General features: G+C 63.9%; 20 protein-coding genes. 13 read left to right on the top strand and 7 right to left on the bottom strand.

Features of this window, described 5'->3' with window-relative positions:
* Positions 1 to 55 precede the first annotated feature (55 nt).
* The 4 genes from ACIPUB_RS12195 to ACIPUB_RS12180 are packed head-to-tail and all read left to right on the top strand — an operon-like array spanning position 56 to position 3616.
* Positions 56 to 832, top strand: coding sequence for an ABC transporter permease (locus tag ACIPUB_RS12195; RefSeq protein WP_407607615.1), 777 nt, complete (start codon positions 56 to 58; stop codon positions 830 to 832).
* A complete protein-coding gene (locus ACIPUB_RS12190; protein WP_264269585.1) occupies positions 825 to 1646 on the top strand; it encodes an ABC transporter permease in 822 nt (273 codons plus the stop codon). Before ACIPUB_RS12195 ends, ACIPUB_RS12190 begins: the two co-directional genes overlap by 8 nt.
* 47 nt (positions 1647 to 1693) lie before the next feature.
* Positions 1694 to 2500 (top strand): ABC transporter ATP-binding protein, encoded by an 807-nt coding sequence (locus tag ACIPUB_RS12185; RefSeq protein ID WP_264269584.1) that lies wholly within the window; start codon positions 1694 to 1696, stop codon positions 2498 to 2500.
* 3 nt (positions 2501 to 2503) lie between these two features.
* Positions 2504 to 3616 carry a zinc-binding dehydrogenase gene (locus tag ACIPUB_RS12180; protein ID WP_407607614.1) on the top strand — a complete coding sequence of 371 codons (1113 nt, stop codon included), beginning with the start codon at positions 2504 to 2506 and terminating at the stop codon, positions 3614 to 3616.
* 90 nt (positions 3617 to 3706) lie between these two features.
* Here ACIPUB_RS12180 and ACIPUB_RS12175 read toward each other — a convergent pair whose 3' ends face one another.
* Entirely contained in the window at positions 3707 to 4798 is a 1092-nt protein-coding gene (locus tag ACIPUB_RS12175) for a Zn-dependent alcohol dehydrogenase (RefSeq protein WP_407607613.1), read from the bottom strand.
* A 111-nt stretch (positions 4799 to 4909) separates the two neighbouring features.
* Here ACIPUB_RS12175 and ACIPUB_RS12170 point away from each other — a divergent pair, with 111 nt between their 5' ends.
* Positions 4910 to 5992 (top strand): zinc-binding dehydrogenase, encoded by a 1083-nt coding sequence (locus tag ACIPUB_RS12170; protein WP_407607612.1) that lies wholly within the window; start codon positions 4910 to 4912, stop codon positions 5990 to 5992.
* 208 nt (positions 5993 to 6200) lie between these two features.
* Here ACIPUB_RS12170 and ACIPUB_RS12165 read toward each other — a convergent pair whose 3' ends face one another.
* The 3 genes from ACIPUB_RS12165 to ACIPUB_RS12155 are packed head-to-tail and all read right to left on the bottom strand — an operon-like array spanning position 6201 to position 10291.
* Positions 6201 to 7349 carry a flavin reductase gene (locus ACIPUB_RS12165; protein WP_407607611.1) on the bottom strand — a complete coding sequence of 383 codons (1149 nt, stop codon included), beginning with the start codon at positions 7347 to 7349 and terminating at the stop codon, positions 6201 to 6203.
* A gap of 11 nt (positions 7350 to 7360) precedes the next feature.
* Positions 7361 to 8776 carry an MmgE/PrpD family protein gene (locus tag ACIPUB_RS12160; protein ID WP_407607610.1) on the bottom strand — a complete coding sequence of 472 codons (1416 nt, stop codon included), beginning with the start codon at positions 8774 to 8776 and terminating at the stop codon, positions 7361 to 7363.
* A 12-nt stretch (positions 8777 to 8788) separates the two neighbouring features.
* Positions 8789 to 10291: a 4-hydroxyphenylacetate 3-hydroxylase N-terminal domain-containing protein gene (locus ACIPUB_RS12155; RefSeq protein ID WP_407607609.1), complete on the bottom strand. Its 1503-nt coding sequence runs from the start codon at positions 10289 to 10291 to the stop codon at positions 8789 to 8791.
* Positions 10292 to 10541: 250 nt separating this feature from the next.
* Between ACIPUB_RS12155 and ACIPUB_RS12150 the strand changes: the two genes are divergently transcribed.
* A complete protein-coding gene (locus ACIPUB_RS12150) occupies positions 10542 to 11906 on the top strand; it encodes an MFS transporter (RefSeq protein WP_407607608.1) in 1365 nt (454 codons plus the stop codon).
* A 215-nt stretch (positions 11907 to 12121) separates the two neighbouring features.
* The gene (locus ACIPUB_RS12145; RefSeq protein WP_407607607.1) at positions 12122 to 13456 is read left to right on the top strand and encodes an LLM class flavin-dependent oxidoreductase; all 1335 of its coding nucleotides are present in this window, start codon (positions 12122 to 12124) and stop codon (positions 13454 to 13456) included.
* Here ACIPUB_RS12145 and ACIPUB_RS12140 read toward each other — a convergent pair.
* Positions 13453 to 14385: a LysR family transcriptional regulator gene (locus tag ACIPUB_RS12140; protein WP_407607606.1), complete on the bottom strand. Its 933-nt coding sequence runs from the start codon at positions 14383 to 14385 to the stop codon at positions 13453 to 13455. The two genes, ACIPUB_RS12145 and ACIPUB_RS12140, sit on opposite strands and share 4 nt — an antisense overlap.
* A 107-nt stretch (positions 14386 to 14492) precedes the next feature.
* Between ACIPUB_RS12140 and ACIPUB_RS12135 the strand changes: the two genes are divergently transcribed.
* Positions 14493 to 16073, top strand: coding sequence for an FAD-binding oxidoreductase (locus ACIPUB_RS12135; protein WP_407607605.1), 1581 nt, complete (start codon positions 14493 to 14495; stop codon positions 16071 to 16073).
* A 132-nt stretch (positions 16074 to 16205) separates the two neighbouring features.
* Here the strand turns inward: ACIPUB_RS12135 and ACIPUB_RS12130 are convergent, their stop codons facing one another.
* Positions 16206 to 16910, bottom strand: a complete 705-nt coding sequence (locus ACIPUB_RS12130; protein WP_264269571.1) for a GntR family transcriptional regulator — start codon at positions 16908 to 16910, stop codon at positions 16206 to 16208.
* Between the two features lie 134 nt (positions 16911 to 17044).
* Here ACIPUB_RS12130 and ACIPUB_RS12125 point away from each other — a divergent pair, with 134 nt between their 5' ends.
* The 5 genes from ACIPUB_RS12125 (at position 17045) to ACIPUB_RS12105 (ending at position 23446) form a co-directional block, all read left to right on the top strand.
* Complete coding sequence (locus ACIPUB_RS12125) at positions 17045 to 19024, top strand: flavin-containing monooxygenase (RefSeq protein ID WP_407607604.1); 1980 nt, start codon at positions 17045 to 17047, stop codon at positions 19022 to 19024.
* On the top strand, positions 19021 to 20430 hold the full coding sequence (locus tag ACIPUB_RS12120; RefSeq protein ID WP_407607603.1) for a carboxylesterase family protein: 1410 nt from the start codon (positions 19021 to 19023) through the stop codon (positions 20428 to 20430). The genes ACIPUB_RS12125 and ACIPUB_RS12120 overlap by 4 nt, the downstream gene beginning before the upstream one ends.
* Entirely contained in the window at positions 20423 to 20818 is a 396-nt protein-coding gene (locus tag ACIPUB_RS12115; protein WP_407607602.1) for a nuclear transport factor 2 family protein, read from the top strand. Before ACIPUB_RS12120 ends, ACIPUB_RS12115 begins: the two co-directional genes overlap by 8 nt.
* Positions 20819 to 21062: 244 nt before the next feature.
* The gene (locus ACIPUB_RS12110; protein WP_407607601.1) at positions 21063 to 22109 is read left to right on the top strand and encodes an MBL fold metallo-hydrolase; all 1047 of its coding nucleotides are present in this window, start codon (positions 21063 to 21065) and stop codon (positions 22107 to 22109) included.
* Complete coding sequence (locus ACIPUB_RS12105) at positions 22106 to 23446, top strand: MFS transporter (protein ID WP_407607600.1); 1341 nt, start codon at positions 22106 to 22108, stop codon at positions 23444 to 23446. The genes ACIPUB_RS12110 and ACIPUB_RS12105 overlap by 4 nt, the downstream gene beginning before the upstream one ends.
* A 40-nt stretch (positions 23447 to 23486) precedes the next feature.
* Here the strand turns inward: ACIPUB_RS12105 and ACIPUB_RS12100 are convergent, their stop codons facing one another.
* Positions 23487 to 24410, bottom strand: coding sequence for a LysR family transcriptional regulator (locus ACIPUB_RS12100; protein WP_407607599.1), 924 nt, complete (start codon positions 24408 to 24410; stop codon positions 23487 to 23489).
* Between the last annotated feature and the right edge of the window lie 31 nt (positions 24411 to 24441).

The following is a 24441-nucleotide window of genomic DNA, read 5'->3' as shown; positions in this document are numbered from 1 at the left end:
GTACCCCCCCGGAACGCCGGCGACCCGCCGTCCCACCACCATTCTGAGGTAGACCATGAAAGAGACCCTGACCACGCCGGGCAAGCTGCTGGTCCAGCGACTAGCGGCGATAGCGATCCTGTTGGGCATCTGGTGGCTGGTTATCGCCAGCGGAACCATGCCTTCGATGCTCCCCGGAGTCGGCCAGATCCTGGAAGCCATTGCGGAGGCCTTTGTCAGCCCGGCCTTCTGGACCTCGCTGGGCAGGACGTTGACTGCGGCATTGGCCGGCTGGGCCATAGCCTCCGTCATCGGCGTCCTTTTCGGCCTGTTCATTGGATCCATTGGTTTCCTTGACCGGTCGACCAGCATCTTGATCGACTTCGGCCGCTCCTTCCCGGTGCTGGCCCTGATGCCGGTTGTCATCATGCTGCTGGGCTCCAACATCCGCATGGAAATCGTCATCGTGGCGCTGAGCTGCCTGTGGCCGGTCATGGTCCAGACCATCTACGGCGCCCGGCGCCAGGAGGCGGCGGTTGCCGATACCGTCGCCGTCTACCGCATCCCGCCGATGCTCCGCTTCCGCCGCGTCCTGTTGCCTTCGGCGCTGCCGTTCATTGCAACCGGCGTGAGGATTTCAGCCTCGATTTCGCTGCTGGTTGCCGTCGGCGTCGAGGTCATCAGCCAGGCTCCCGGCGTCGGACGCCAGATCACGCTGATGCAGCAGGCCCAACGCTGGGACCTGGCATTCGCCTACCTGTTCTTCACGGGACTTGTCGGCTGGGCACTGGCCGCGATGCTCCAGCGCTGCGAGAATCGCCTACTGATTTGGAAGAGGCAAGAAAATGACTAACGCGACCTTGAACGCCGTCGAACCGCGCGCCAAGCGCAAGGTGCGCACCACCGGCGCACCGGGCAAGAAGATCCTGCAGGCCACCTGGTTGATCGTGGTCCTGATGGTGCTGTGGTGGGTGCTCTCGGCCGGAAGCACCAACTTCTTCATCCCGTCCCTGGAACAAATCCTGACCGTGCTGGTCCGGGACCTGGGCAACGGGGTGATCCTCGCAGGGGCGATCTATTCGCTGACCAATCTCTTCGTCGGCCTGTTCATTGCGGCGGTGCTGGGCATTGGAATCGGCCTGCTGCTGGGCGAGGTCGGATGGCTGCGACGGATCGTGGATCCGATCATCAACTTCTTCCGCTCGGTGCCCCAGGCAGCGCTGGTGCCGATGATCATCGGTGTGTTCGGCATGGGGCAGGGACCCAAGATGGGAACCATCGCCTTCGCCTGCATGTGGCCGATCCTGCTGAACACCATCGACGGCGTGCTGGGCGTGGAGCCCACCATCCGCAAGTTCTCCAAGGTCTACCGCATCCCCCCGATGCTGCACTTCCGTCGAGTGGTCCTTCCCTCGGCGTTGCCGCAGATCGTGGCGGGCATCCGCGTGGCGATGCCCATCGGGATCACCGTGATGGTGGTTTCCGAAATGTTTGCCTCGATCGAGGGGTTGGGCTTCTACATCCTGAATTCCTCAGCAACCTTCCAGGTCCCCGAAACCTGGGCCGGCGCCCTGCTGGTCGGCGTGATCGGCTACATCATCTCGATGTTGTTCATCCTGGTTGAACGTCGCGTGCTGCGCTGGTACCACGCCTCCGGATCCCAGTGACCCGGGCAATGCCCCCACTCGTATTACACACAGACCAAGGAGACGCCATGACAGCCCAGGTACAGGCCAACGTCCAACACGGCCAGGACACCAAATTGATGAAGGTCCGCGGCATGTCCATGAGCTATGGCTCGGGTGCCGCGGAGAACAAGATCCTTGAGGACCTCAACCTCGATGTGAACACCGGCGAGTTCATTTCCATTGTCGGACCCTCAGGCGTCGGCAAGACCACGCTGTTGCGCTGCCTCTCGGGTTTGCTGCGCCCCAAGGCCGGCACCATCGAGGTCGGAGGCACCCTGATCACCGGTCCCCACCCCGACCTTGCCGTGGTGTTCCAGGACTACAGCCGCTCGCTGATGCCCTGGATGACCACCCGCGACAACGTGGCCTTCCCGCTGCAGGGCAGGGGCATGAACAAGGTCGACCGGATGCGCGTCGCCGATGAGAACCTTGCCGCCGTCGGCTTGGCGGGCCAGGGAGACAAGTACCCGTGGGAAATGTCCGGAGGGATGCAACAGCGCGTGGCCATCGCCCGCGCCCTGGCGTACAACGCCAAGGTGCTGCTGATGGACGAGCCCTTCGCGTCCGTCGACGCGCAGACCCGCTTCGACCTTGAAGACCTGGTGATCAAGCTCAAGCAGGACCTGGGCGTGACGATCCTGCTGGTGACCCACGACATCGACGAAGCGCTCTACCTGGCCGACAAGGTCGTGGTGATCGCCGAGAAGCCGGCAACGGTGGTCGATGAGATCGTGACGGGCTTCGGCGAGGCGCGCGACCAAGTCGACACCAAGGCCGATCCGCGCTTCGCGGAAGCGCGCGCCCGCATCCTGCACCGCTTGCGCAAGAACTAGGGCATGGGCGGCTACATCTCGCGAGCCGCCGTGGTTCGCGACTTCGACGGGACCTTCGCCATCGAGGGCATCGAGGTCTCCGCCCCGCACGGGGCCGAGGTGCTCATCGAGGTCCGAGCCGCCGGTCTCTGCCACTCCGACCTGCATCTGGCCTCCACCGATCTGGGTATCCCGGCGCCCGCGGTGCTGGGCCACGAGATCGCCGGGGTCGTGCGCGAAATCGGCGACAGGGTTTCCGGCATTGCCGTGGGTGACCACGTGGTGGCCACGCTGATCCAGTATTGCGGGCGCTGCGCCGACTGCCTCTCCGGGGATGGGCATCGCTGCCTTAACCGGTCGCACACCCTGCGGCAGCCCACCGAGTCCCCGCGGCTGGTACAAGACGGGTCGCAGGTGACCCAGGTCTTCGGACTTGGCGGATTCGCCGAACTGGCCCTGGTCCACGAAAACCAAGTGGTCCCGATCCCGGAGTCCTTCCCCTTCGCCCAGGCCGCGGTCATGGCCTGTTCCACGTTGACCGGCGCCGGCGCCGTCTTCAACTGCGCCAAGCTGGAACCGGGGCAGGGCGTCGTGGTGATCGGTGCAGGCGGTGTGGGGCTCAATGCCGTCAACGCCGCGCGCATTGCCGGCGCCGGGCGGATCATCGCGGTGGATCTTGCTGCCGACAAGCTCGAGTTGGCCCGCTCCTTCGGAGCCACCGACATCATCAATGCCACCGCGACCGATCCCGTTTCGGCGGTCCTTGAACTGACCGGTGGGGGAGTGGACCACGCCTTCGAGATGATTGGCCTGCCGACAACCAGCCTCCAAGCGCTTCGGATGACGCGCACCGGCGGCGATGCCTACTTGATCGGACTGCACCGGCCCGGCAGCACGCTCCAGATCGACGCGATGGCGGACATCATTGCCCCGCAGCGCTCGCTGCATGGCCTGTACATGGGATCCTCTGCCCCGCGCCGGGACGTGCCGCGCTACGTGGCCCAATACCTGGCGGGGCAACTGGACCTCGATGCCCTGATTGCCCGGGAATTCTCGCTCGACGAAATCAACGTCGGGTTCGACCTGCTGCGCACCGGAGGTGGGGTCGCCCGCGGCGTCATCACGTCGTTCGGTTGAGTCCGGGCGGCGGAACGCGGGGTTGGCGACGTCGACACATGAAAAAGCTGTCCCGGTTCATGGTGAACCGGGACAGCTTTTGCCGTGGCGCTAGAAGCTGGTGATCACACTTCGGGCCACCGCGCCCGAACGCAGGGACTGGTAACCCTGCTCGATCCCGTCCAGGCCGATGTGGGAGGACACCAGCTCGTCGAGCTTGAAGCGGCCCTGGAGATACAGGTTTGCGTACATGGGAATATCGATGGCGATGTTGCTCGAACCCATCGCCACACCGCGAATTCCCTTCTGCTTGCCCATGAGGTCGCCGAACGGGGTGATGTCGATGGTGGAACCCGGCTGGTGGACGCCGATCAGGTAGGCGGTGCCGCCCACCTCCAGCATGGCCACCGCCTGTTCGGTGGTCCGCTTCAGTCCGATGACCTCGAAGGCGTGGGTGACGCCGCCGCCGGTGAGCCGCAGCACCTCCGCCACGGCGTCGGAGTCGCCGCCGTTGATGACATCGGTGGCGCCGAATACGGTCGCCAGCTCCAGCTTGGCCGGCTGCAGGTCGACGGCGATGATGCGTGAGGCGCCGGCCAGCCGTGCACCCTGGATGACGTTCAGTCCCACGCCTCCCGCACCGATCACCACCACGGTGTCGCCTGGGCGGATGCGGGCGGTGTTGATTGCGGCCCCTGCACCGGTCACCACGCCGCAGCCGAGCAGTGCGGCCTTGTCAAAGGGGATCTCGCGGGGGACGGGCACCACGGTGTTTTGGTGGACCAGTACCTGCTCGGCGAATCCGCCGACGCCGATGAACTGGGTCAGGGCGCGGCCATCGAGGCTCAGCCGCGGGGCTGTACCCGGCGCCCTGTTGGTGTGCGAGGGAACCCGGCACTGGTAGGGCCGGCCGGCCCGGCACGAGGAGCAGGCTCCGCAGGAGTGCACCGGGGACGTCACCACGTGGTCTCCCACCGCCAAGCCCGTGACCGCGGAACCGAGCGCCGCCACGACGCCAGAGATTTCGTGTCCCAGCACGGCGGGCATCGGGAAGCCCACGTCGTTGCTTGCCACGTGCAGGTCGGAGTGGCAGAGTCCGCTAGCCCGCACGTCGATCAACACTTCCTGCGGCGCCGGATTGTCGATGGCTATCTCGAGTACCTCAAAGGCACCCTTCACTTCGGAGACCACTGCAGCTTTCATGGAGTTCCCTTCAAGAAATAATCGGTCGAGTTGGTGACACGGACCACTTATGAAAATATACTAGTGGAAACTATGCATTATAAGTAGAGTTCTGCAAACTTAGGGAGTGCCATGCGTGCAGCAGTCATTAACGCCATTGGAGCGGGATTCGAGATCGAGGACCTGGAAATCGACGAACCTCGCGGTGCGGAGGTCTTGGTCCGCGTCGAGGCCGCGGGCCTGTGCCACTCGGACATGATCGTTGCCACGATGGATCGGGGAAGGCCGCTGCCCATGGTTGTGGGCCACGAAATGGCGGGCGTCGTAGTCAAGCTGGGTCCCGAGGCCACCGATTTTGAGGTTGGCGACCACGTCATCGGCAGCGAAATCAGCTTCTGCGGCGTCTGCGAGGAATGCGTAGCCGGCGCCACCTACCGCTGCCTGAATCCGGGCGCGGTCATGCGCAGCCCGCAGGACCCGGCACGCCTGAGCCGAGACGGACAGCGAGTGGAGGCCTTCGGCGTTGCCGGCTTTGCCCAGTTCACCGTGCTGCACCAGAACAAGCTGGTGAGGATCCCGGCCGAGATCCCATTCGCCCAGGCCGCCGTGCTCGGCTGCGCGACGGCCACGGGCGTGGGCGCCGTGTTGAACTCGGCCAAGGTGGCGCCCGGACAGAGCGTGGCGGTGGTCGGCCTGGGCGGCATCGGCCTGAACCTGGTCGCCGGAGCCCGCCTGGCCGGGGCCCGCACCATCATTGGCATCGACCTGCAACCCGAAAAGCTGGAGCTGGCACGCAAGTTCGGTGCCACCCACGTGATCAACGGCGCCGAGGAAGATGTTGTCGCCCGCGTGCAGGAAATCACCGGCCGCGGCGTGCACCACGCCTTTGAAGCCATCGGCCTGGGTGCCACCCAGCGCCAGGCCATCGAAGTGACCCGCACCGGAGGCGACGTGCACTTCATCGGCATCCCGCAGGGCAAGCCGTTGGAGCTGAGCGTCATGATGGACCTGCTGGTGAAGCAGCGTTCGCTGCATGGGATCTATATGGGCTCCTCGAACATCCGCAGGGACATCCCCTACTACGCGGAGCTCTACCTGCAGGGCCGGCTGAACCTCGATGACCTGATTGCCCAGGAGATCGGGCTGGAGCAGATCAACGAGGCATATGAACGCCAGGAAACCGGGGCGATCGCCCGGAGCATCATCCGCTTCTAGCTGCATAGTGCAGCCGCAATTGGGGAAGACCGACGGCGATGCGAAGAAAAGGTCGGGCCGCCTTGGGAAAGGACGCCCGACCTTTGTCGTGCCCCCGCCACGGAGCCGGTCGCGGGAGTCGTTCCCTCGAACGGGTCCAAGGACAATGGCTTAGGCCGGTCCATTTCCCGAGGGGAACGGACCGGCCTAAGCTGCCTGCTTGCGTTAACTAGACGGTTCCGCCGTGGCGGGCAACAACCTCGCGGGCCAGGGCCTTGCCGAAGGCGGTGTGCGCGGCCAGGGCATCCTGGGCGGCATCGGCATCGTGGGCGGCCAGGGCCTCGGTCAGCTCTACGACGTGGGTGTGGTCCATGTGGCGGGACCACTCTGCCGGTGTCAGGGCCTGACGCCACACGGTCCCCACACCGAGCCGGCGGAAGGAATCCGTCAGCTGGGACGAACCTGCCACCGCGACCAGGGTGTCGTGGTAGGCGACGTTCAGGGCCAGGAAATCATCCAAATCCGATGCCGATTCCCGACGAAGCCTGCCCAGTTCGCCGGTGATGTGGCGCAGCTCGGCGATGACCTCATCGGAGAGCTTGTCCAGGTGCGAGGCGATGATGCCTGATTCGATGGTGGCCCGCGAGTCGTAGGCCGAATCCGTAAATTCAGCGGTGATGGGGCTGGGCTGGAAGGTTCCCGCCTCCGTGCGGAAGACCAGGTGCTCGCTTTCCAGCTTCACGAGGGCGTTGCCCACGTGGGCGGCCTCGGAGCGGGTGGATTCGGCGATCTGCTCGATATCCAGGTCGCTTCCGAGAGCACTCTTGCGCTGCAACACCCAATCGCGGGTGGCCTTGTAGGCGCTCAGTTCCTTGACAGGTTCCAGCCGACCCATGGTGCCACGGTAGTAGGCCAGTGGTTGGCGGTCGTGGGCCTCGGCGCTGGTGGCCAGGCCAAGGAAGACCGTGTGGGTGCCGCCGGTTGCCGTCTCATCCACCTTGCACACGATGGTGGCCAGCGCGCCGTCGATCAGCGGGATGCCTTCGGGGGAGATGGTGTGCGGGACAGTGGCGAACTTGTCCTCGCCCTTCCGTCCGAAGTGGAACGCCAAGTCGCTCTGGTCATCGGCCAGGATATTGATGCCGAAGTATCCGGCCGAGACTACGCGGTCGTGCGTTGAGGAGGAGCGGTTGAGGCAGGCGAGCATCATTGGCGGTTCCATCGACAGCGAAGAAACTGCCGACGCGGTGGTGCCGTAGAGGACCCCGTCCACGACGGTGGTGATGACCGTGACGCCCGAGGCGAAGTGGCCCACCACGTTGCGGAAGATCCCGGCCTCGACGACAGCGGTCTGGTCGGCGGTGTTTTGGGTATTCATCGTAACTTCTCCTAGCGGATCAGGGTTGAAACAGTGCAGGTGGGGTTGAGGGCTGCCATGAGGTCCCCAACGGTGTCGGCCGTTTCCAGGACCTGGACGGCGTCGATGACCCGGGGCGCGTGATCGGCCATGCCGGGCAGCCCGAAGCCGAGGTTCAGGGTGAACTTCTCCAGCAGTCGTGGCCGGCTCAGCGGTGTTGATGCATGGTCGCCGGCGGGATTCTCGACGCGTACATGCCGGGTGCTCCCGTCTCGCAAGGTGGCAGTGGCCTCGGCGGTGAGGCGCTGGTCATTGGAGAGCGAGCCGACTAGCTCAATGCGTCCAAGCAACTCAGCGATGCGTGGATCGCCCATGGCCTCGGGGGTGAGATGCTCGGGCCGCACGGTGCCGTGCAGCAAGGCAGCGGCGGCCGTGAAGTGGATCGAGAACAGCCCTGCCACCGGGCGGCGCTCGGCCGGGTCGAAGCGGGCGCCGACAAAACCGCCAAGCGTCCGTGCCGTCACGTGGATTTCGACCTTGTCTATGTCCTCGATCGCCACGCCTTCCTCGGTGACCAAGCGGATGCAGGCTTCCAGGGACGGATGTGCCGCCCGGCAGCTTGACCACGGTTTGATGGTCGTGTCCCCGAAGTAGTGCTCGCCGAGTTCCGCGCCGGCCAGTTCGGGATTGGGGTCGGTGCAGTACATCTGGAAGAACCCGTGTTTTCCCTCCAACGGATCATTCGGGCCGGTGAGACCGGCCGCCGCCAACTGGGCGGAGGCGATGGCCGTGCGCGCCGCGAAGGCGATCGGCAGCTTGAAGGCACTCGCCGCATCGAAGATGTTGGCAACCGTGCCGCCGAGTTGATTGACCGCGATGCCCAGGGCGTGCTTGGCAGCTGCCGCGTCCAGCCCCAGCATCCGGGCTGCCATGAGCGTTGCCCCCAGGGCATTGACGGTACCGGTGTTGTCCTGCCCCGAGTACACGTCGAAGCCGCTGGCGACGGCCAGGCGCGCCGTCACGTCGTCGCCGACCGCCAGTGCGGTCAGCAACGCTTCGCCACTCGCGCCGGTGAGTTCGGCCAGGGCCAATGCGACCGGAACGGTTGTCCCGGAGATGTGGGCGGCCACACGGGTCCCGTCCGGCCCGTCGGCCTCGACCGGTTCGAAGTCGAAGGACCGGGCCAACACGGCATTGGCGAATGCGGCCGAGGCAGCGGGCAACCGCAACGAGGTTCCGGGAACCGAGGCCTCGTCGCCGGTGCCCCACGCGGCGGCCACCCGCAGAATGGCTGCTGAGTCGGGCTCGCCGTGGCCCGCGGCCATCGCACCGAGGGTGTCCAGCAGCCGGGTCTTCACGCGTTCGACGGTCTGCGGATCGAGGTCGCCGAAAGTTGTCCCGAGCGCATGGGCGACGAGCCGGTCCACCAGGGCAGGTGCGGTTTCCATTGCCGTTCTTCCCTAGGCCCGGGTTGCCAAGGTGGCCGCGTCGAGACCCAGGTCCTCGGTCGCGGTCAGCACCGGAAAAATGCCCAGTTCGGCAAACATCGCATCGAAGGATCCGGTCTCGCCCTTGGCCTGTGCCTTCTTGTGGTCCAGGGCGCGGGCGCGGTTGACCGAGCCGAGGTAGAAACGCTCGTACAGTTCGTTGCGGCTGCCCAGCGCGGAGCCGGCGAAGTCCCAGGCGGTGCGGAAGATCTTGGAGCGCTCCTCGGGGGAGATGCCACCGGCTCCCGGCAGGTACTTGCGCAGCAATGGGCCGAGGCGCGGATCGCCGAAGGATGCAGCTGTCGGTGTGGCCAGGAGGTTGTGCGAGCCCATGGACTTGATGATGTCGTTTACCCGTGCCATCCACAGCGGCATCATGGTGCGCAGCGCGGAGATGTCGTCGTGGCAGAAGAAGGCCCCGCCGCCCCATTCCGAGGCATTCATCTCCGCGGAGTGGATGACGGCGCGCGCGATGCGCAGGTAGGAATAGATCTCGCCGAGCATTGAGGCGGTGTCGGGCTTGGCATCGGTGCCGGTGACCTTGGCCATCTGGGTGCACAAGTCGTAGGCAAACTCCAGCTTGACCGAGGCGCGGATGGCCGTCTGCTGCTGGGTGTTGCCGGTGGCGGTGCCGCCGTTCAATGCGTTGTAGACATCCAGCTGCCCGTCGATGAAGACGCGGTCCCAGGGAACCAGGACATCGTCGAAGATGATGACGGCGTCCTGCTCGTCAAAGCGCGAGGAGAACGGCTTGTCGACGACTTCCTGGTCCACGCCGTAGTGGTCGCGGCACACCGAGACGACGCCGGGGGTTGCCACCGGGATGGCGAAGGAGAGTGCGTACTCTTCGTAGCCCTTCTGGATGGGGACGGCCGGGTAGACGTAAAGTTCGTCGGCGATCGGGCCGAGCGTGGCGAGCATCTTGGCGCCGCGGACGACCAGTCCTTCGTCGGTGCGGTCAACGACGCGCAGGGTGAGTTCCTCGTTGATGCCCTGCAGTTCTCCGACCGACTTGTCGATGGCGGCGTGCACGATGGTGTGTGTCAGGGCCAGGTCGTGCTTCTGCACATGCCTCCAGTAGGCCTCGAGGCGCTCGAAGTACACCGGGTCGCCGGAGCGGTCGAAGATGTCCTTGCGGGAGGCGTGGCCGGCGAGCACCACGTTGACATAGTCGGGAGTGCGACCGAGCATGCCGTTGGAGTAGCGGGCCAGGCGGTCAAAGGCGCGGTGGCGGCGGGCAATGTCCTCGGCATTGCGTGGACGCAGCAGCGAGACGTTGTGCTCTTCTCCCGATTCCTGATCCGTCATGAGGCAGTCGGCGGCGTATTTGTGCTGGTAGTCGAAGTACGCGGCCATGCCGTTGATCGAACCGCTAAAGGTGGGGTGCTCGGTGATGTCGATGCGTTCGTTGCCCAGCCATACCTCGCGGGAGTCTTTTAGGCCCGCCTTGTACTGTGCTCCTGTGCGTGCGCTCACTTGCTTCTCCTTAGGGTAGCTATCTCACCCCGATGAAGTGAGAATATATTCTGGCTATCAGTTTATATACCTTTGGTCAGATCGCGCAATGGGAACTTTGTCTATTTTCCGCTTTTTTGGCAGCGGGGCATGGGACCGTCGCCTTAGAGAGAAAATATTCTGACATAAAAAATGCGTAAACTTTGCAGTTTGGTGTGATGTGCGCCATTATGTACTAAGTCACACTTTTTGTAGTAAAGGAAGCGTTCCAGTGCCGATCAAAAAACTCCCCGTAACACCGGATGCGCCGGCGTCCGACACCCTCAATACCAAGGACCTGCGTCGCGTGCTTGGTTCCAGTCTCTTGGGCAGCATCATCGAGTACTACGACTTCATCCTTTATGCGACGGCCGCTGCGCTGATCTTTGACAAGGTCTTCTTTGGCAATCTGGCCCCCGGCCTCGCTCTTTTCGCTTCCTTCGGAACCCTGGCTGTTGGGTACGTTGCCCGGCCCCTCGGCGGCATCATCTTTGGTCACTTCGGTGACTTGGCGGGGCGCAAGAAGATGCTCGTGCTCTCAATGATGATGATGGGCTTCGCGACAATCGCCATTGGCCTCCTTCCAACCACCGCATCCATTGGAGTGGCAGCCCCCGTCGCCCTGGTGTTGTTGCGCATGGTCCAAGGCATCTCCGTGGGCGGGGAATGGGGTGGTGCGACGCTGATGGCACTCGAGCATGCCCCGGCATCCAAGCGCGGATTCGCCGCAGCGTTCGCAAACGCCGGCGGTCCCGCCGGAGGCCTGCTGGCCACCTTCGTGGTGTCCGGGGTTTCGGCCCTCACCGGGGACCAGTTCCTCGTGTGGGGTTGGCGCATCCCCTTCCTGTTCTCGGCAGTCCTGATCGTTGTCGGCATGGTGATTCGCCTGAAGGTTGCCGAGTCGCCGGTGTTCAAGGAGCTAGACGCCAAGGCTGAAAGCATGGAGAAGAAGCGTCGGTCGCCGATCATGCGCGTTTTGCGCAACCACCCCCGCATCGTCATCATCACCCTGGTTGCCTCGCTTGGTTTCTACACCTGCCAGGGCATTCTGACGTCGTGGGGAGTGTCGGTGGCTGTCGCCGAGGGCGTCGATCGCTCGACAGTCCTGAACATCAAGGGCCTGGCCGCCGTTGTCACCATTGTCGTTTGCTTCTGGGCTGCGCGACTTTCGGATCGCATTGGGCGCCGAGCTGTGCTCACCTTCGGTGGCGTCCTCGGTGTCCTGTGGGCCTTTCCCGCGCTCTTTCTGATGCACAATGGCACGGCCTGGGGCTTCATGGTTGCGGTACTTGTCGGCAACGGTGTTGTCCAGGGCATTCTGGCCGGACCCATTGGTGCGTACATCTCGGAGCTATTCCCGGCCAACGTCCGATACTCCGGAGCATCGCTGTCCTACCAAGGTGCGGCAACCCTCGGGGCGGGCTTCACACCCATGATCGCCACGGCGCTCACGCTGGCCGGAGGCTTTGTCTGGGTCGGCGTCTTCTGGGTGGCGATCTTGGTCCTGGGAATCATCGCCGTGCGCGTTGGCCCCGAAGGTGCCGACTCCATGCAACTCAAGAAGCACGCACGGGGCAAGCAGCTGCAAACCCACTGATTGGCTCCGCGTGGAGATCGACGGGGCTCGATACCCACGGCTATCGTCCTCCGTTGATCCGCGGGACCTGAATCATCAGTAAAACTGATCTTATTGAATAGAAACTTCTGTATTTACGAACTTTGGTTCTCTTGGAACGATTGAGCTAAAGCCCCCAAACATCAGTATCGTCTCGTCGCCCACTGCGATGAACGCCTGCGAAAGGAACAGCCACAATGGCACCGAAGAACCCCAAGCACATGGTGTTGACGACCTTCATGCTGCCAGCCGGCTACCACAAGGATTCCTGGCGCATGGAAGGAAGCCGCTCCGAGGAACTGGCCAATCTGGAATTCGTCTACGATCTGACCAAGATGGCCGAAGACGCAAAACTCGACGCAATCTTCTTTGGCGACATCGTCCACGCCAACACCGTGATGCGCGGCGACATCAAGATGAACGGCTTCTACGAGCCAATGACGGTGCTCGCCGCACTCGCCGCTCGCACCAGGAACATCGGTCTGATCGGCACCGTGTCCACGTCGTTCTCCGAGCCCTACAACGTGGCCCGCCAAATGGCCGGTCTCGACCACATGTCAGGCGGCCGTGCAGGCTGGAACATCGTTACCTCCTCGGACGGGTACCAAAACTTCGGCATCACCGAGGCGCCGGATCCGGCCACCCGCTACCGCCGCGCCACCGAGTTCGTGGACGTCGTCCAGAAGCTCTGGGACTCCTGGGAAGACGACGCGGTAACCAACAACAAGGAAACTGGCTGGTACGTCGACACCGCCAAGATCCACCCGATCAACCACCGGGGCGAGTTCTTCAACGTTGAGGGCGCCATCAACATGCCGCGTTCTCCGCAGGGTCGCCCCGTGCTGGTGCAGGCCGGCTCCTCGGGACCCGGAATGGAACTGGGATCCTCGATTGCCGACAGCATCTACACGGCGCAGCCCATGAAAGAGCCATCCATCGAGTTCTACGCCAAGTTCAAGGCCATGGTGGAGGCCAAGGGACGTCGTTCCCGGGACGTGCAGATCATTCCGGGCATCCTGCCGATCCTTGGCGACACCCAGAAGGAAGCCGACGAACTCGCCGAGCACCTGGCCAACCACATCCACATGGACAACGGCCGCGTCCAGGTCGGAAGCGACTTGCGGATGGATCTGTCGGGCTTGGACTTCAGCGAATCGATCCCGGCAGAATGGTTCTCCGACGACCCGGCCCTCGGCTCGCGCTACCAAATCTACCGCCGGAAGTCGGTGGAACAGGGCATGAGCCTGCGCGAACTGATCGTGGACCTGGCCCGTTCGACCGGCCACCAGTGGATGGCCGGCACCCCGGGTGCCGTGGCCGACCGAATGATCGACTGGTTCGAGTCCAAGGCCTGCGATGGCTTCAACCTGAATTCCCCGTTCAACCCGGGCGGCTTCAAGCTGATCTGCGACAAGCTCGTGCCTGAACTGCAGGAGCGCGGCTACTTCCGGTCGGAGTATGAGGGAACCACGCTGCGGGAGAACCTCGGCTTGTCACGTCCCTCCTCGATCCGCACCAACGTCCTGGCCTAGGCAGGCGGTGCGGCGTGTTCGAAGAGCTCGGTGGCAACTTCGATCCAGGCTTGGGCGCGTACACTCAACCGGGTGCTGCGCGGCCAAGCCACGGAGACGGGAACCGGCTCACCGTTTCCCCCTCGCGGAGTGCGCAAGGGCTTAAGCACCACGCGAAGTTCCTGATAGGGCGCATCGAGCGCCGGTTGTTGGAACAGCACCGCCACTCCGCGCCCGGAACCGACAAGCGAACGAACTGTCGCATAGCTTCTGGATCTGTGGCGGATCACCGGGGCTATTCCTGCTTGCTCGTACAGGCCCAGGATCCTGCGGGACACCGGCTCCGCATCGAAGAGCACCAAAGGCTCCTCGGCAATATCGGCCAGGGTGATCGAGTCCTGTGTGCCGAGTCGGTGGTTGGAAGCGACCAGCACATACGGTTCTGCGACGGCGACCGGGGCGCTGAGCAGGGACGGGGAAATCTCTGCGCCGTAGAGGAAAGCCACATCGATCGATCCGTCGAGCAGCGCCTGCTGCATTTCGTCGTGGTAGCCCTCGACGAAGTCGACTTCCACCTCCGGGCATTGCTCGGCAAAGGCGGTGAGCATCGTGGGAATGATCGTGGGTCCCAGGGTCATGAAGCATCCCACCGTGAGCGGGCCACGCAACGAGGCGCGGGTTCCCTGTCCCAGGGACTCGAGCTCATCGACGAGGGCAAGCAGCGTGCGGGCTTGGTGCAGCACGGTCCTGCCGGTGGCGGTAAGTGTCAGCCCCTTGGCTCGGCGCTTGATGGCCAAATCCGAGCCAATGATTCGCTCGAGTTCCGCTATGGACATGGAAATGGCCGAGGGGGCCATATGCAGCCGGCGGGCTGCCTCGGCCATCGTTCCGGTCTCGGCGGCAACCACAAAATGCCACAGTTGGCGCAAGGTCAGCTGAGGATGCGACACAAGATTCATACTTATCAATCTAATTGATGCCAAATGGAATGTAGTACACAATCTTTGACTTAGCAGGATCGGCACGCGGCAATGCCCGGGCCACGAAAGGATGAGCAATGGATCGTCGTCAGGAATTTCTGCGTCGGGCGGAAGAAATCGTCGGTGCCGATAACGTGGTGGCACTGGAGAATCCCGAGGGGTATATCGATCCCTACCCGCTGAACCCCGGACGAGTCCCTTGGCCGGGCGTGCGTCCGGCCAATACCGCCGAAGTGCAGTCGATCGTGTGTCTTGCCACGGAACTTGAGGTGCCCTTGTGGACGTTCTCGTGCGGAAAGAACCTTGGCTATGGAGGCCCAGAGCCGCGAGACGCCGGCATGGTCGCGTTGGACCTGAGTCGTATGAACAGAATCCTCAAGGTCGACGATCGACTCTGCTACGCCGTCGTGGAACCGGGGGTCACCTTCTTTGATCTCTTTGAGTACATCAAGGAACACGGACTGAAGGTCTGGATGAGCGTCCCGGCACTGGGCTGGGGATCGGTGCTGGGAAACATGCTCGACCGCGGCTACGGCATGACGCCGCACGGGGACCACGTGAAGTCCCTCTGTGGCATGGAAGTCGTGCTGCCGGACGGAGACCTTGTGCGCACCGGCATGGGTGCCATGGAGGGCACCGACCTCGGTCCGATCTTCCAGGGTGGTTTCGGCCCCACGCTTGACGGATTGTTCACCCAGTCCAACCTCGGTGTCGTCACCCAGGTGGGGCTTTGGCTGCAGCCGGCGCCCCACACCTACGTCAATGGAGACATCGCGGTGGAGCGGGAGGAGGACCTTCCGGAGTTGATCGACATCCTCACCACGCTGCGCCGCGAGGAGATCATCCAGAACAATGCCCTGTGCGGCAACGTGGTCCGTGCCGCCACGATGCGCGGAAACCGCGCCAAGTTCTGGGACGGCGAGGGGTCGATCCCTGATTGGCGGCTCGAGGAAATGCGCCAGGAATTCGGATTGGGGCAGTGGAACGGAAAGTTTGCCCTCTATGGCGACCTGGGGCTGTGTGAGCGCCGGCTGGAAATCATCAAGGAGCGCGTTTCAGTGATCCCCGGTGCCCGCGTGGATGCCCGGTTCTATTCGGGGGTCGAGGGTATGGCACTGCAGCACGAAGACATTGCTGACTTGGATCGTACCCAGATGGCCGGGGTGCCAACGCTCAAGCCGCTATCTACTGTCGGATGGGCAGCGGAAAACGGAGGTCACATCGACGCGGCGCCGATCATCCCGGCGCGCGGCGAGGAAGTGTACGCCTTCTATCAGGAGGCCAAGCGCCTCTATACCAAGTACGGATTCGACCTGTACATCGGCTACCACTTGTACCCACGGCACATGGTCCACGTGACGATGATCTTCTTCGAGCGCGGCAACGAGAAAATGCTGAATCGGGCCCGCGCCCTGTACTCGGAGCTGCTGGAGGTCGCACGTTCTCGCGGATATGCACCCTACCGAAGCCACGTCGACTACATGGACCAGATCGCCGACGGCTTTGATTTCAACAACCATGCCGTTAGGCGCCTGCAGGAGAAGCTCAAGGACGCCCTTGACCCGGCCGGAATCATCGCCCCGGGGAAACAGGGGGTGTGGCCGGCCCGCTACCGCGAAGCTCGTTCATCCCTCGAAGCAGTGGCCGGGGTCCGCTAGCCAAGTCGTAGGAATACCGGGGTGTCCCGTCGGTGTCTCGGGACACCCCGGCTTTCGTCGTGGCTCCGATGCCGAAAAATGCGTCCGGTGCCGGAGGCGCGAGCCTATTGAATAAAAGGAGCCGAACGCAGGCTAGGACACCTTCAATGCGGTGCTTGCCAAGCCAACTTCGCCGGCGCGATGCACGGCGGAGAGCGTGGTTTCATAGTGATGGCGCAACAGGGAACCGGTCGTTTTTGCATCGCGATCCAGCGCAGCGCTAAGGATATTGCGGTGTTCCTTCGCGAGGTCGCGCTTGACATCGCGCGTCGCAACACCGGCCCACCGCCCATACAGCTGGGACAGGTCGGAAAGGGTGCAGGTTAAGTCGATGAGCACAGGGACACCGCAGGCCTCGACGAGCTTGGCATGGAACGCCTGGTGGGCGTGGTTCCATTCCTCGGTGTGCACATTTGGGTTTTCCGGGTCGCGGCGAACCGTACGTTCCAAGGTGTGGTGGGCCGCGATTAGTTCGCTTTCCCATTCAATCGAGCCACGTTCTATGGCCATGGATACGGCCAGTGCTTCATTGACGCAACGCATCTCGGTGATGTCGGTCAGCTCGGCCAGTGAAAGCTCCGGGACGAAGAAGCCGCGATTGGGGCGCAGCTTCACGAGCCGGTCGCCAACGAGCCGGGTCAGTGCCTCGCGGATCACCGTGCTCGAGGTTTCGTAATGCTCGGAAAGTTCGGTCAATTGCAGCCGCGCGCCCGGTGACCACCGGCCCTCGAGAATATCGTTGCGCATCGTGTCCCTGATGTGTTTGGACAGGGTCACCGAATCGGTCATCTTCGCCATGGGAAAATCATACCAAACGATGAGAAGAATGCATTGTGTGTTGACTTATGCATAACCTGGGGGTGAGACTTGATACAAGTCACCATGCGGCCCCATTGTTCGGGCCGGGCAACCCCACAGCACGAGGAGCGGACATGACCGAATCCCTGATCCAGGACAGAACGCAAACCCAGATCGATGACCTGTACTGGCGCGAGGAATACGCACGCATCACGGAGGATGACTCCTTTTTGCGCCGCATAGTGGAAACCGCAGACCTACCGGCGCTGATGATTGCCCTGGCCGCCGTCACCGGGGACTACTCGATGTTGCGCGATGACCTTCGTCCCCCGCAGCCGCCGGTGGACACCGTGGGTTTGCCGCACGGAGGCATGTCCGAGACGCAACGTGAGGCCGCGCGCGAGTTGGCCTTCGAGGCCCTGCGCACCGTCCGCGACCAGTCGCTCAACCGCGCCAAGGTGCTCAATGACGAGCAAGCCGCGGAGATCCTAGACTGGCTGACCAACGGGGCAGACCCGGCCTACCATCCGATGCTCATGCACGACATGGCCTTGGTGCCCCAACACAACGGCGCGCCTCGCTGGGACGCCCGGAATGTGGCTCCGGGGCGCGAATTCACCGTGGCGATCATCGGTTCCGGAGTGGCTGGCATGGCAGCCGCCTACCGCATGCGCCAAGCGGGGATTTCCTACACGGTGTTCGAAAAGGGCAACGAAGTCGGCGGCACGTGGTGGAAGAACACCTACCCGGGCGTCCGCCTCGACACCCCCAACTATGCTTATTCCTTCTCCTTTGCCCAGCGCGACGACTGGCCCCAGCAGTTCTCCGAGGGCCGGGAGATCCTCGAGTACACACGCACCGTCGCCCAACGCGGCGGCATCAGCGAAAACATCCAGATGAACACCGAGGTGCTGGGTGCTTCCTGGAACGCCGAGGATTGGTTGTGGGAACTGGATACCGTGCGTGGGGGAGTGCGGGAGGTTCGTCGCTTCAGTTCCGTGCTCACCGCCGTGGGCCAGCTGGACCGGCCGAAGTTCCCCGAAACCCCAGGTCGCGAGTCCTTCGCCGGCGTGCAGGTGCACTCGGCCGAATGGGACCCTGCCATCGACCTGCGCGGCAAACGCGTGGCGGTCATTGGTTCGGGCGCCAGCGCTTACCAGATCGTCCCCGCAATCGTTGACGAGGTCGCCGAGCTCAAGGTCTTCCAGCGCAGCTCGCCCTGGATGCTGCCCACCCCGTTCTACTACGAGGACATGCCTGACACCGTGAAGTGGCTCGCCGAGCACCTTCCGCAGTACGGCCAGTGGCTTCGGTTCTGGCAGCATTGGCTCGGTGTCGAGGGCCGCCAGCACACCACCTCGGCCGACCCCTCGTGGAACACCCCTGGTTCGGTCTCGGCCATCAACGAGCGGGTGCGTCAGCAGCTCGTCGAAATGCTCAAGGTGCAGTACGCCGACCGCCCGGACCTCCTGGCGAAGGTCACGCCAGACTACATCGTCGGCGGCAAGCGCATGCTCCGCGACAACGGAGTGTGGTCCGCGAGCCTGAAGAAGCCGCAGACGTCCCTGATCACCGCCGGCCTTTCAAGCATGCAGGCCGACGGCATCGTCGACGGGGAAGGCACGCTGCACGAACTCGACGTGATCATCTACGCCACAGGGTTCACCGCCTCGGAGTTCCTCGAGCCGCTGAAGATCACCGGTCTCGGCGGCCGTGACCTGCACGAGTACTGGGCCGGCAACGCCACCGCCTATGCCGGCATCACCGTGCCGGGCTTCCCCAACCTGTTCATCGTCTCCGGGCCGAACACCGGGCACGTGGTCAACGGTTCGCTGTTCTCCATGATCGAGTACGGGCTGACATACATCCTTGACGCCATGCATACGGTCCTGTCCACCGGTGTCACCGCCCTTAACCTCAAGCAGGAGGCGTTGGATACCTTCGTCGAGGCCATTGACGCGGCCAACGCCCGAAAGGCCTGGGGGCACCCGGACGTAAAGACCTGGTACAAGAACAAGTTCGGCCGCGTCTCGCAGATCTGGCCGCTGCCGATGCTCGAGTACTGGAACGTGACACGTGCCGTAAACCTCGAGGATTACGAGATCATCGCGTGAGCCCACGCGCGGTGCAGGTCCACCGAGGAGTGGTCTACGGGCAACTGGCCGATCCAGGCGACCGCTTCTCCGCCCTGGTCGACCCAGCTGCCGGCGCCTCCGGGCAACCTGCAGCCTTCCCGCAGCGTCCTGGCGCGCTGGACTGGTTATTGGGTCCGGCACTCGCCGAACTCCCGCAGCGGGAAGACGCCTTCCAACTGAACATCTGGGCACCAAATGGCGCCTCGGGCCTGCCGGTCCTCTTCTACATCCCGGGAGGAGCCTTCATTTCCGGCGCGGGCACCGTGCGCTGGTACGACGGTACCCGTCTCGCTGAGGAGGGGCAGTGCGTGGTGGTCAGCGTCAACTACCGCCTCGGAATCCTCTCCCACGCCGGTGGAATCGGTGGCGGAAACCTTGGTGTCGGCGACCTGGTGCAGGCGTTGCGCTGGGTTGGCAAAAACATTGCCGGCTACGGTGGAGACGCGGAGAACCTGACCATGGTCGGTCAGTCCGCCGGTGCCTTCTACGCGTTTTTGCTCAGTCAGCTGGAGCAGACGCGCGGGATGATTGCCCGCACGGCGTTGTTCTCCTTGGCGTTCCAGCCACCGCTGGGAACCGCTGAGGCCGCGGAGCGTCGGCGAATCATCGCCGAAGAGCTGGGCCGCTCGACCGCCGTGGACGCCACCGGGGAGGAACTGCTGGATGCCCAGCAATGCGTTTCCCGCGCCTACGCGGGCAAGGGACTGGGCATCATGCCCACCGCCGACGACATGGTGCCCGCCGATCTCTTCGACGTTAGGGCGGCGGCGCAACGCCTGCATGTGGGAGATCTATTGTTGACCCATACTGCGCAAGAGGCGTCGGCCTTTCTGGGTCAGGCACCCGAGGCGGCCTTCGGGCCGGGGGCAGTGGCGGGATTCATTGGTGCGCACTTCGAGGATGTGCCGGAGGTGGCTGCGCATCTTGCCGCCGAGCACCCGGACTCGCCCAAATCGCAGCTGATCGGCGCGATGACCCTGCACCAGTTCGAGTCCTATGCAGCGGATCTTGTCCTTGCAGTCGGCAAGGCGGGGAAGCAGGTTTCTTCGGTGCGTTTCGACTACGCGGCCAAGGACTCGCGGATGGGATCGGCCCACGGATTCGACGTCCCGTTCCTATTCGGGAACCGGTTGGATTGGTCCGATGCGCCCATGCTGGAGGGGACCTCGGACGAGGACTTCGAACAGGTTGGGGGTCACCTGCGCTCGCTGATACTGGGATTCGTTGCCTCGGGTTGGGCAGGCACTCCTATGCCAACGGCACCCAAGCCGGAGGACGGCGGTATGGCGCATGGTTATGCCCTTGACGCTCACGGGCTTCGCAGCATTCCCCTCGAGACCCGGTTCGGGGCCAAACGCCCCGTGCAAAAGGTTTCCGGTGGATAGAGATGTGACCGGCGGCCCGCGCCGAGCCGTCCTCGGCGCAGAGGCCGCACGACTGGATGCCATGATCACCGCCGACCTCGCCGTCCTTGACGGATTGCTCGATGAATCCCTGAGCTACGTCCATTCCACCGGGCGTTGCGACAGCAAGGAAACGTTGTTCACGTTCATTTCGGAGGGCGCTGTCCGCTATCTCGAGATTGAGCACGAATTGGATGCGGTGCGGGAAACGGTGCCCGGCCTGGCCGCCGTGACAGGCACCATGCGGATGCGCCTGGTCAGTGGAGAGGTTGAGAAATCGATCTCCACCCGGACTGCCAACCTCTGGGTGACCGGAAGCTCCGGCTGGAGCATGGTGGCGTTTCAAGCCACCATGCTTCCTGGCTCATAGGTACGTGGAATCTGGAATCCCTGCAGTGAGAGGCAAGACCCGCACTGAAAGAGAACGCAGGCTGGGAATTCGTATCGAGCAGGCATGAACCTAAATCTTCAAGTGTTTCCGGCGTGGACCCGTCATATGTGAACATAAGCAAAACCAATGAATTGATTCGATAAAAACAGTTTTACGTATGCTTGGCGAGGCATCATCCTTGTGTGAAGGACATCTCATTCTTCCCGCATAAGGAGCAGTTCACGTGCACAGCACTTCCCTGAAACCCCATGTAGTCACCTTGGGAACGGCGGGCGGTCCCCGTTGGTGGACCGGCGAAAACGCCGGAAAGCGTGCGGGCATCGCCACCGCCGTGGTCGTCGGCGAGGCCGTGTACCTGGTTGACGCCGGAACCGGCGTGGGTAACCAGCTCATGAAGGCCGGCTTCAGCACCGCGAACCTGCGCGGGATCTTCCTGACCCACCTCCACTCCGACCACACCATCGACCTGGCGTCGCTGGCGATCTTCGGGCTCTTCACCGTCACCCCCGGCCAGGCACCGATCCACATCATCGGCCCGGGCGACCGCGGAGCCCTGCCGCCTGCCTCCCCGCGGGCACTGGTTCCGCCGACCCCGCTCTACCCGAGGAACCCGACCCCGGGAACCGCGGACATGTTCAGCCACCTCATGCAGGCCTACGGCACCGACTTGAACGACCGCGTGATCGACGCACTGCGTCCCTCCCCGCTTGAGCACTTCATCGCCTCGGACATCCAAATCCCCGTCGGCACCGGCTACCACCCCAACGAGAACCCGACCCCCGAGCACTTCGAGCCCTTCGAGATCTATCGGGACGAGCTGGTCACCGTGACCGCCACCCTGGTCAAGCACCCGCCGATCGCCCCGGCGTTCGCGTTCCGCTTCGACACCGCCGAGGGCTCGGTGACGATCTCCGGGGACACCGCACCGTGCGAGAACCTCGTAAGGCTTGCCCGAGACACCGACCTGCTGCTGCACGAGGCCATCGACTTCGACTGGGTCGAGCGCAGCTACGGGAGCATCGGCACCGAGGCGGCCGCCGCCTCGATGGACCACCACCGGCTCTCACACACTTCGGCCGCCCAGGCCATCGAGCTGGCCGAGCGCGCCGGGGCACGCACCCTGGCCCTGCACCACCTGGTGCCCGGGACCACGCCATTGTCCACGTGGCTCTCCCACTCCAAGGACTTCTCGGGAACCTTCCTGGTTCCCGAGGATCTCGATACCATTTCCTTTAACCGCATTGATGCAGAAATGATGGTTGCACGATGAGCCACACCAAGATCCCCGCCGGGCAGTCCCCGGAGGTCGCCGTTCCGTCACTGAACTCGCCGCACATGCGGCGGATCCTGGCCTCCAGCTTCATCGGCAGTGCCATCGAGTTCTACGACTTCATCCTCTACGCCACCGCGGCGTCACTGGTCTTTAACAAGGTTTTCTTCGTCAACCAGACGCCCGCGGTGGCTCTCTTCGCCTCCTTCGCCACGCTCGCCGTTGGCTATCTGGCCCGCCCGCTGGGCGGCATCATCTTCGGGCACTACGGGGACAAGCTCGGGCGCAAGGGCGTGCTGATCACCTCCATGGTGATGATGGGCGTCGCCTCGACCATCATCGGCCTGCTGCCGCCGACAGCGCAGGTGGGCGTGATCGCTCCGATCGCGCTGATTACGCTGCGCATCATCCAGGGTCTGGCCGTGGGCGGGGAATGGGGCGGGGCCATGCTCATGGCACTGGAACACGCACCCAAGGAACGCCGCGGCTTCGCCGCCAGCTTCGCAAACATGGGCGGCCCGGCCGGCGCGGTACTGGCTACCCTTGCCGTCTCCGCCGTTTCCACGCTGCCCACCGAGCAGTTCCTGGCCTGGGGCTGGCGCATCCCGTTCATCGCCAGCCTGGGCCTGGTCGCCATCGGCCTGGTCATCCGGCTCAAGGTCACCGAATCCCCACTGTTCCTGGCTCTCGAGGGCAAGGCCGAGGAGAAGAAGATCCCGTTGATGCAAGTGCTGACCAAGTACCCGAAGTCGGTGCTCATGGGCACGCTGGTGGGCATGAGCTCCTACACCGTGCAGGGCCTGATGACGGTCTGGGCCATCTCCTACGTCGTCGAGGAAGCCGGCATGGACCGCACCGCGGTGCTCAACATCAAGGCCGTGGGCGCCACCCTGACCATCGTCGCCGTGTGGTTTGCTTCCCGCTACTCCGACCGACTGGGCCGCCGACCGGTCATGATGTTCGGCATCCTCGCCGGCGCGGTGCTGGCCTTGCCGATGATGTGGATGCTGCAGCTGGGCGAGCTCTGGCTCTTTGCGATTGCACTTTTCCTGGCCAACGGCGTGGTCCAGGGAACCATCTTTGGCCCGTTCGGTGCCTTTACCGCCGAACTGTTCCCCACCCGGATCCGCTACACCGGTGCCTCGCTGGTCTACCAGCTATCCTCCACGCTGGGTGCCGGGTTCACCCCGATGATCGTCACCGGCCTGGTGCTGCTGGGCGGAGGCTCGCTGTGGATCGCCGGGGCCGTGTGGGCTGGGGTCTTCCTGGTCGCCGCTCTGGCCATGCGCAGCATCAAGGAAGGCAAGGACGCCGACCTGGGCGCCGAGCACATGTAGCCGGGTAACGCCTCCGCGGCCAGGGGCCGGACCCGTCCATTCAGGACGGATCCGGCCCCTGCTCGCGTTCGGCACCGATGCCTTCACAGAACTCGATGAAGGCCCGCAGTCGCAGACTTGGCCTCTCCGATGCCGTGTAGGCGACGCAGATGTCGCTGTGGCCCACCGGCCCCTCGATCTCCAGCACGGCCAGCGGCAACCCGTCATAGCTCAGGTTCACCGGGGGACGCTGCACCAGCACCGTGTAGCCCAGACCCCGGGCCACCATGCCGCGCACCGCCTCGAAGTTCGAACTGCTCCAGGCGATCTTCGGGTCCAGGCCGGACATGCGAAGGTTCACCAACTGGTTGTCACGCACCGTGGGGATGTCCAGGGACACGAAGTCTTCGTCGGCCAGCTCGCTGAGCCGAACGGTTCCGTTGCCCGCAAGCCGGTGCCCGGCCGACAACAGGACATAGGGTCGCCCGCTCATCACCGTGGTGTGCTGCACGTGGGGCAGCAGGTGGCGGGTGTGGGTGATCACCGCATCGAGATAGCCCTCCAGCAATCGCTCCTGCAGCTCGGCGCCGTCGCCCTCGGTGATGCGCACCTCCAGGCCCGGGTTGGGCTTGGTGAACTGCTCGCAGACGACCGGCAGCCAAAAGGCCGAGAGCCCCGAATACATCCCGATGTTCAGCGGCCCCACCAGGCCACTCTGGCGCTCGCCGATCAGGCCCTGGACCTCTTCGGCGTGCCTGACCAGCTCCTTTGCGTCGCGCAGGAAGTGGGTTCCCACCGCGGTCAGCACCACGCCGCGGGCCCGGTGGCGCACCAGCAGCTGGGAGCCGACGATGCGCTCGAGTTCCCCAATGGACTGGGACATCGCTGCCTGCGAGATGTGGCAGGCCGCGGCGGCACCGGAGATCGTGCCGGCATCGGCCACCGCGATGAAGTACTGCAATTGCTTGAAGGTGTAGTTGACCACTCACTCAGAGTAGGTGATTTGCGCCTGGCCA

The organism is Paeniglutamicibacter sp. ORCA_105 (genome assembly GCF_045798545.1).
In the GTDB taxonomy this organism is placed as follows: Bacteria; Actinomycetota; Actinomycetes; order Actinomycetales; family Micrococcaceae; genus Paeniglutamicibacter; species Paeniglutamicibacter sulfureus.
This window is presented reverse-complemented; position numbering and strand designations above follow the sequence as displayed.

Excerpts from the sequence above, each read along its gene's own strand:
- ACIPUB_RS12185 (WP_264269584.1), top strand. The coding sequence starts at position 1,694 with ATGACAGCCCAGGTACAGGCCAACGTCCAACACGGCCAGGACACCAAA.
- ACIPUB_RS12130 (WP_264269571.1), bottom strand. The coding sequence starts at position 16,910 with ATGGCGAAGATGACCGATTCGGTGACCCTGTCCAAACACATCAGGGAC.
- ACIPUB_RS12105 (WP_407607600.1), top strand. The coding sequence starts at position 22,106 with ATGAGCCACACCAAGATCCCCGCCGGGCAGTCCCCGGAGGTCGCCGTT.
- ACIPUB_RS12125 (WP_407607604.1), top strand. The coding sequence starts at position 17,045 with ATGACCGAATCCCTGATCCAGGACAGAACGCAAACCCAGATCGATGAC.
- ACIPUB_RS12135 (WP_407607605.1), top strand. The coding sequence starts at position 14,493 with ATGGATCGTCGTCAGGAATTTCTGCGTCGGGCGGAAGAAATCGTCGGT.
- ACIPUB_RS12165 (WP_407607611.1), bottom strand. The coding sequence starts at position 7,349 with ATGAATACCCAAAACACCGCCGACCAGACCGCTGTCGTCGAGGCCGGG.
- ACIPUB_RS12145 (WP_407607607.1), top strand. The coding sequence starts at position 12,122 with ATGGCACCGAAGAACCCCAAGCACATGGTGTTGACGACCTTCATGCTG.
- ACIPUB_RS12195 (WP_407607615.1), top strand. The coding sequence starts at position 56 with ATGAAAGAGACCCTGACCACGCCGGGCAAGCTGCTGGTCCAGCGACTA.
- ACIPUB_RS12160 (WP_407607610.1), bottom strand. The coding sequence starts at position 8,776 with ATGGAAACCGCACCTGCCCTGGTGGACCGGCTCGTCGCCCATGCGCTC.
- ACIPUB_RS12170 (WP_407607612.1), top strand. The coding sequence starts at position 4,910 with ATGCGTGCAGCAGTCATTAACGCCATTGGAGCGGGATTCGAGATCGAG.
- ACIPUB_RS12175 (WP_407607613.1), bottom strand. The coding sequence starts at position 4,798 with ATGAAAGCTGCAGTGGTCTCCGAAGTGAAGGGTGCCTTTGAGGTACTC.
- ACIPUB_RS12190 (WP_264269585.1), top strand. The coding sequence starts at position 825 with ATGACTAACGCGACCTTGAACGCCGTCGAACCGCGCGCCAAGCGCAAG.
- ACIPUB_RS12180 (WP_407607614.1), top strand. The coding sequence starts at position 2,504 with ATGGGCGGCTACATCTCGCGAGCCGCCGTGGTTCGCGACTTCGACGGG.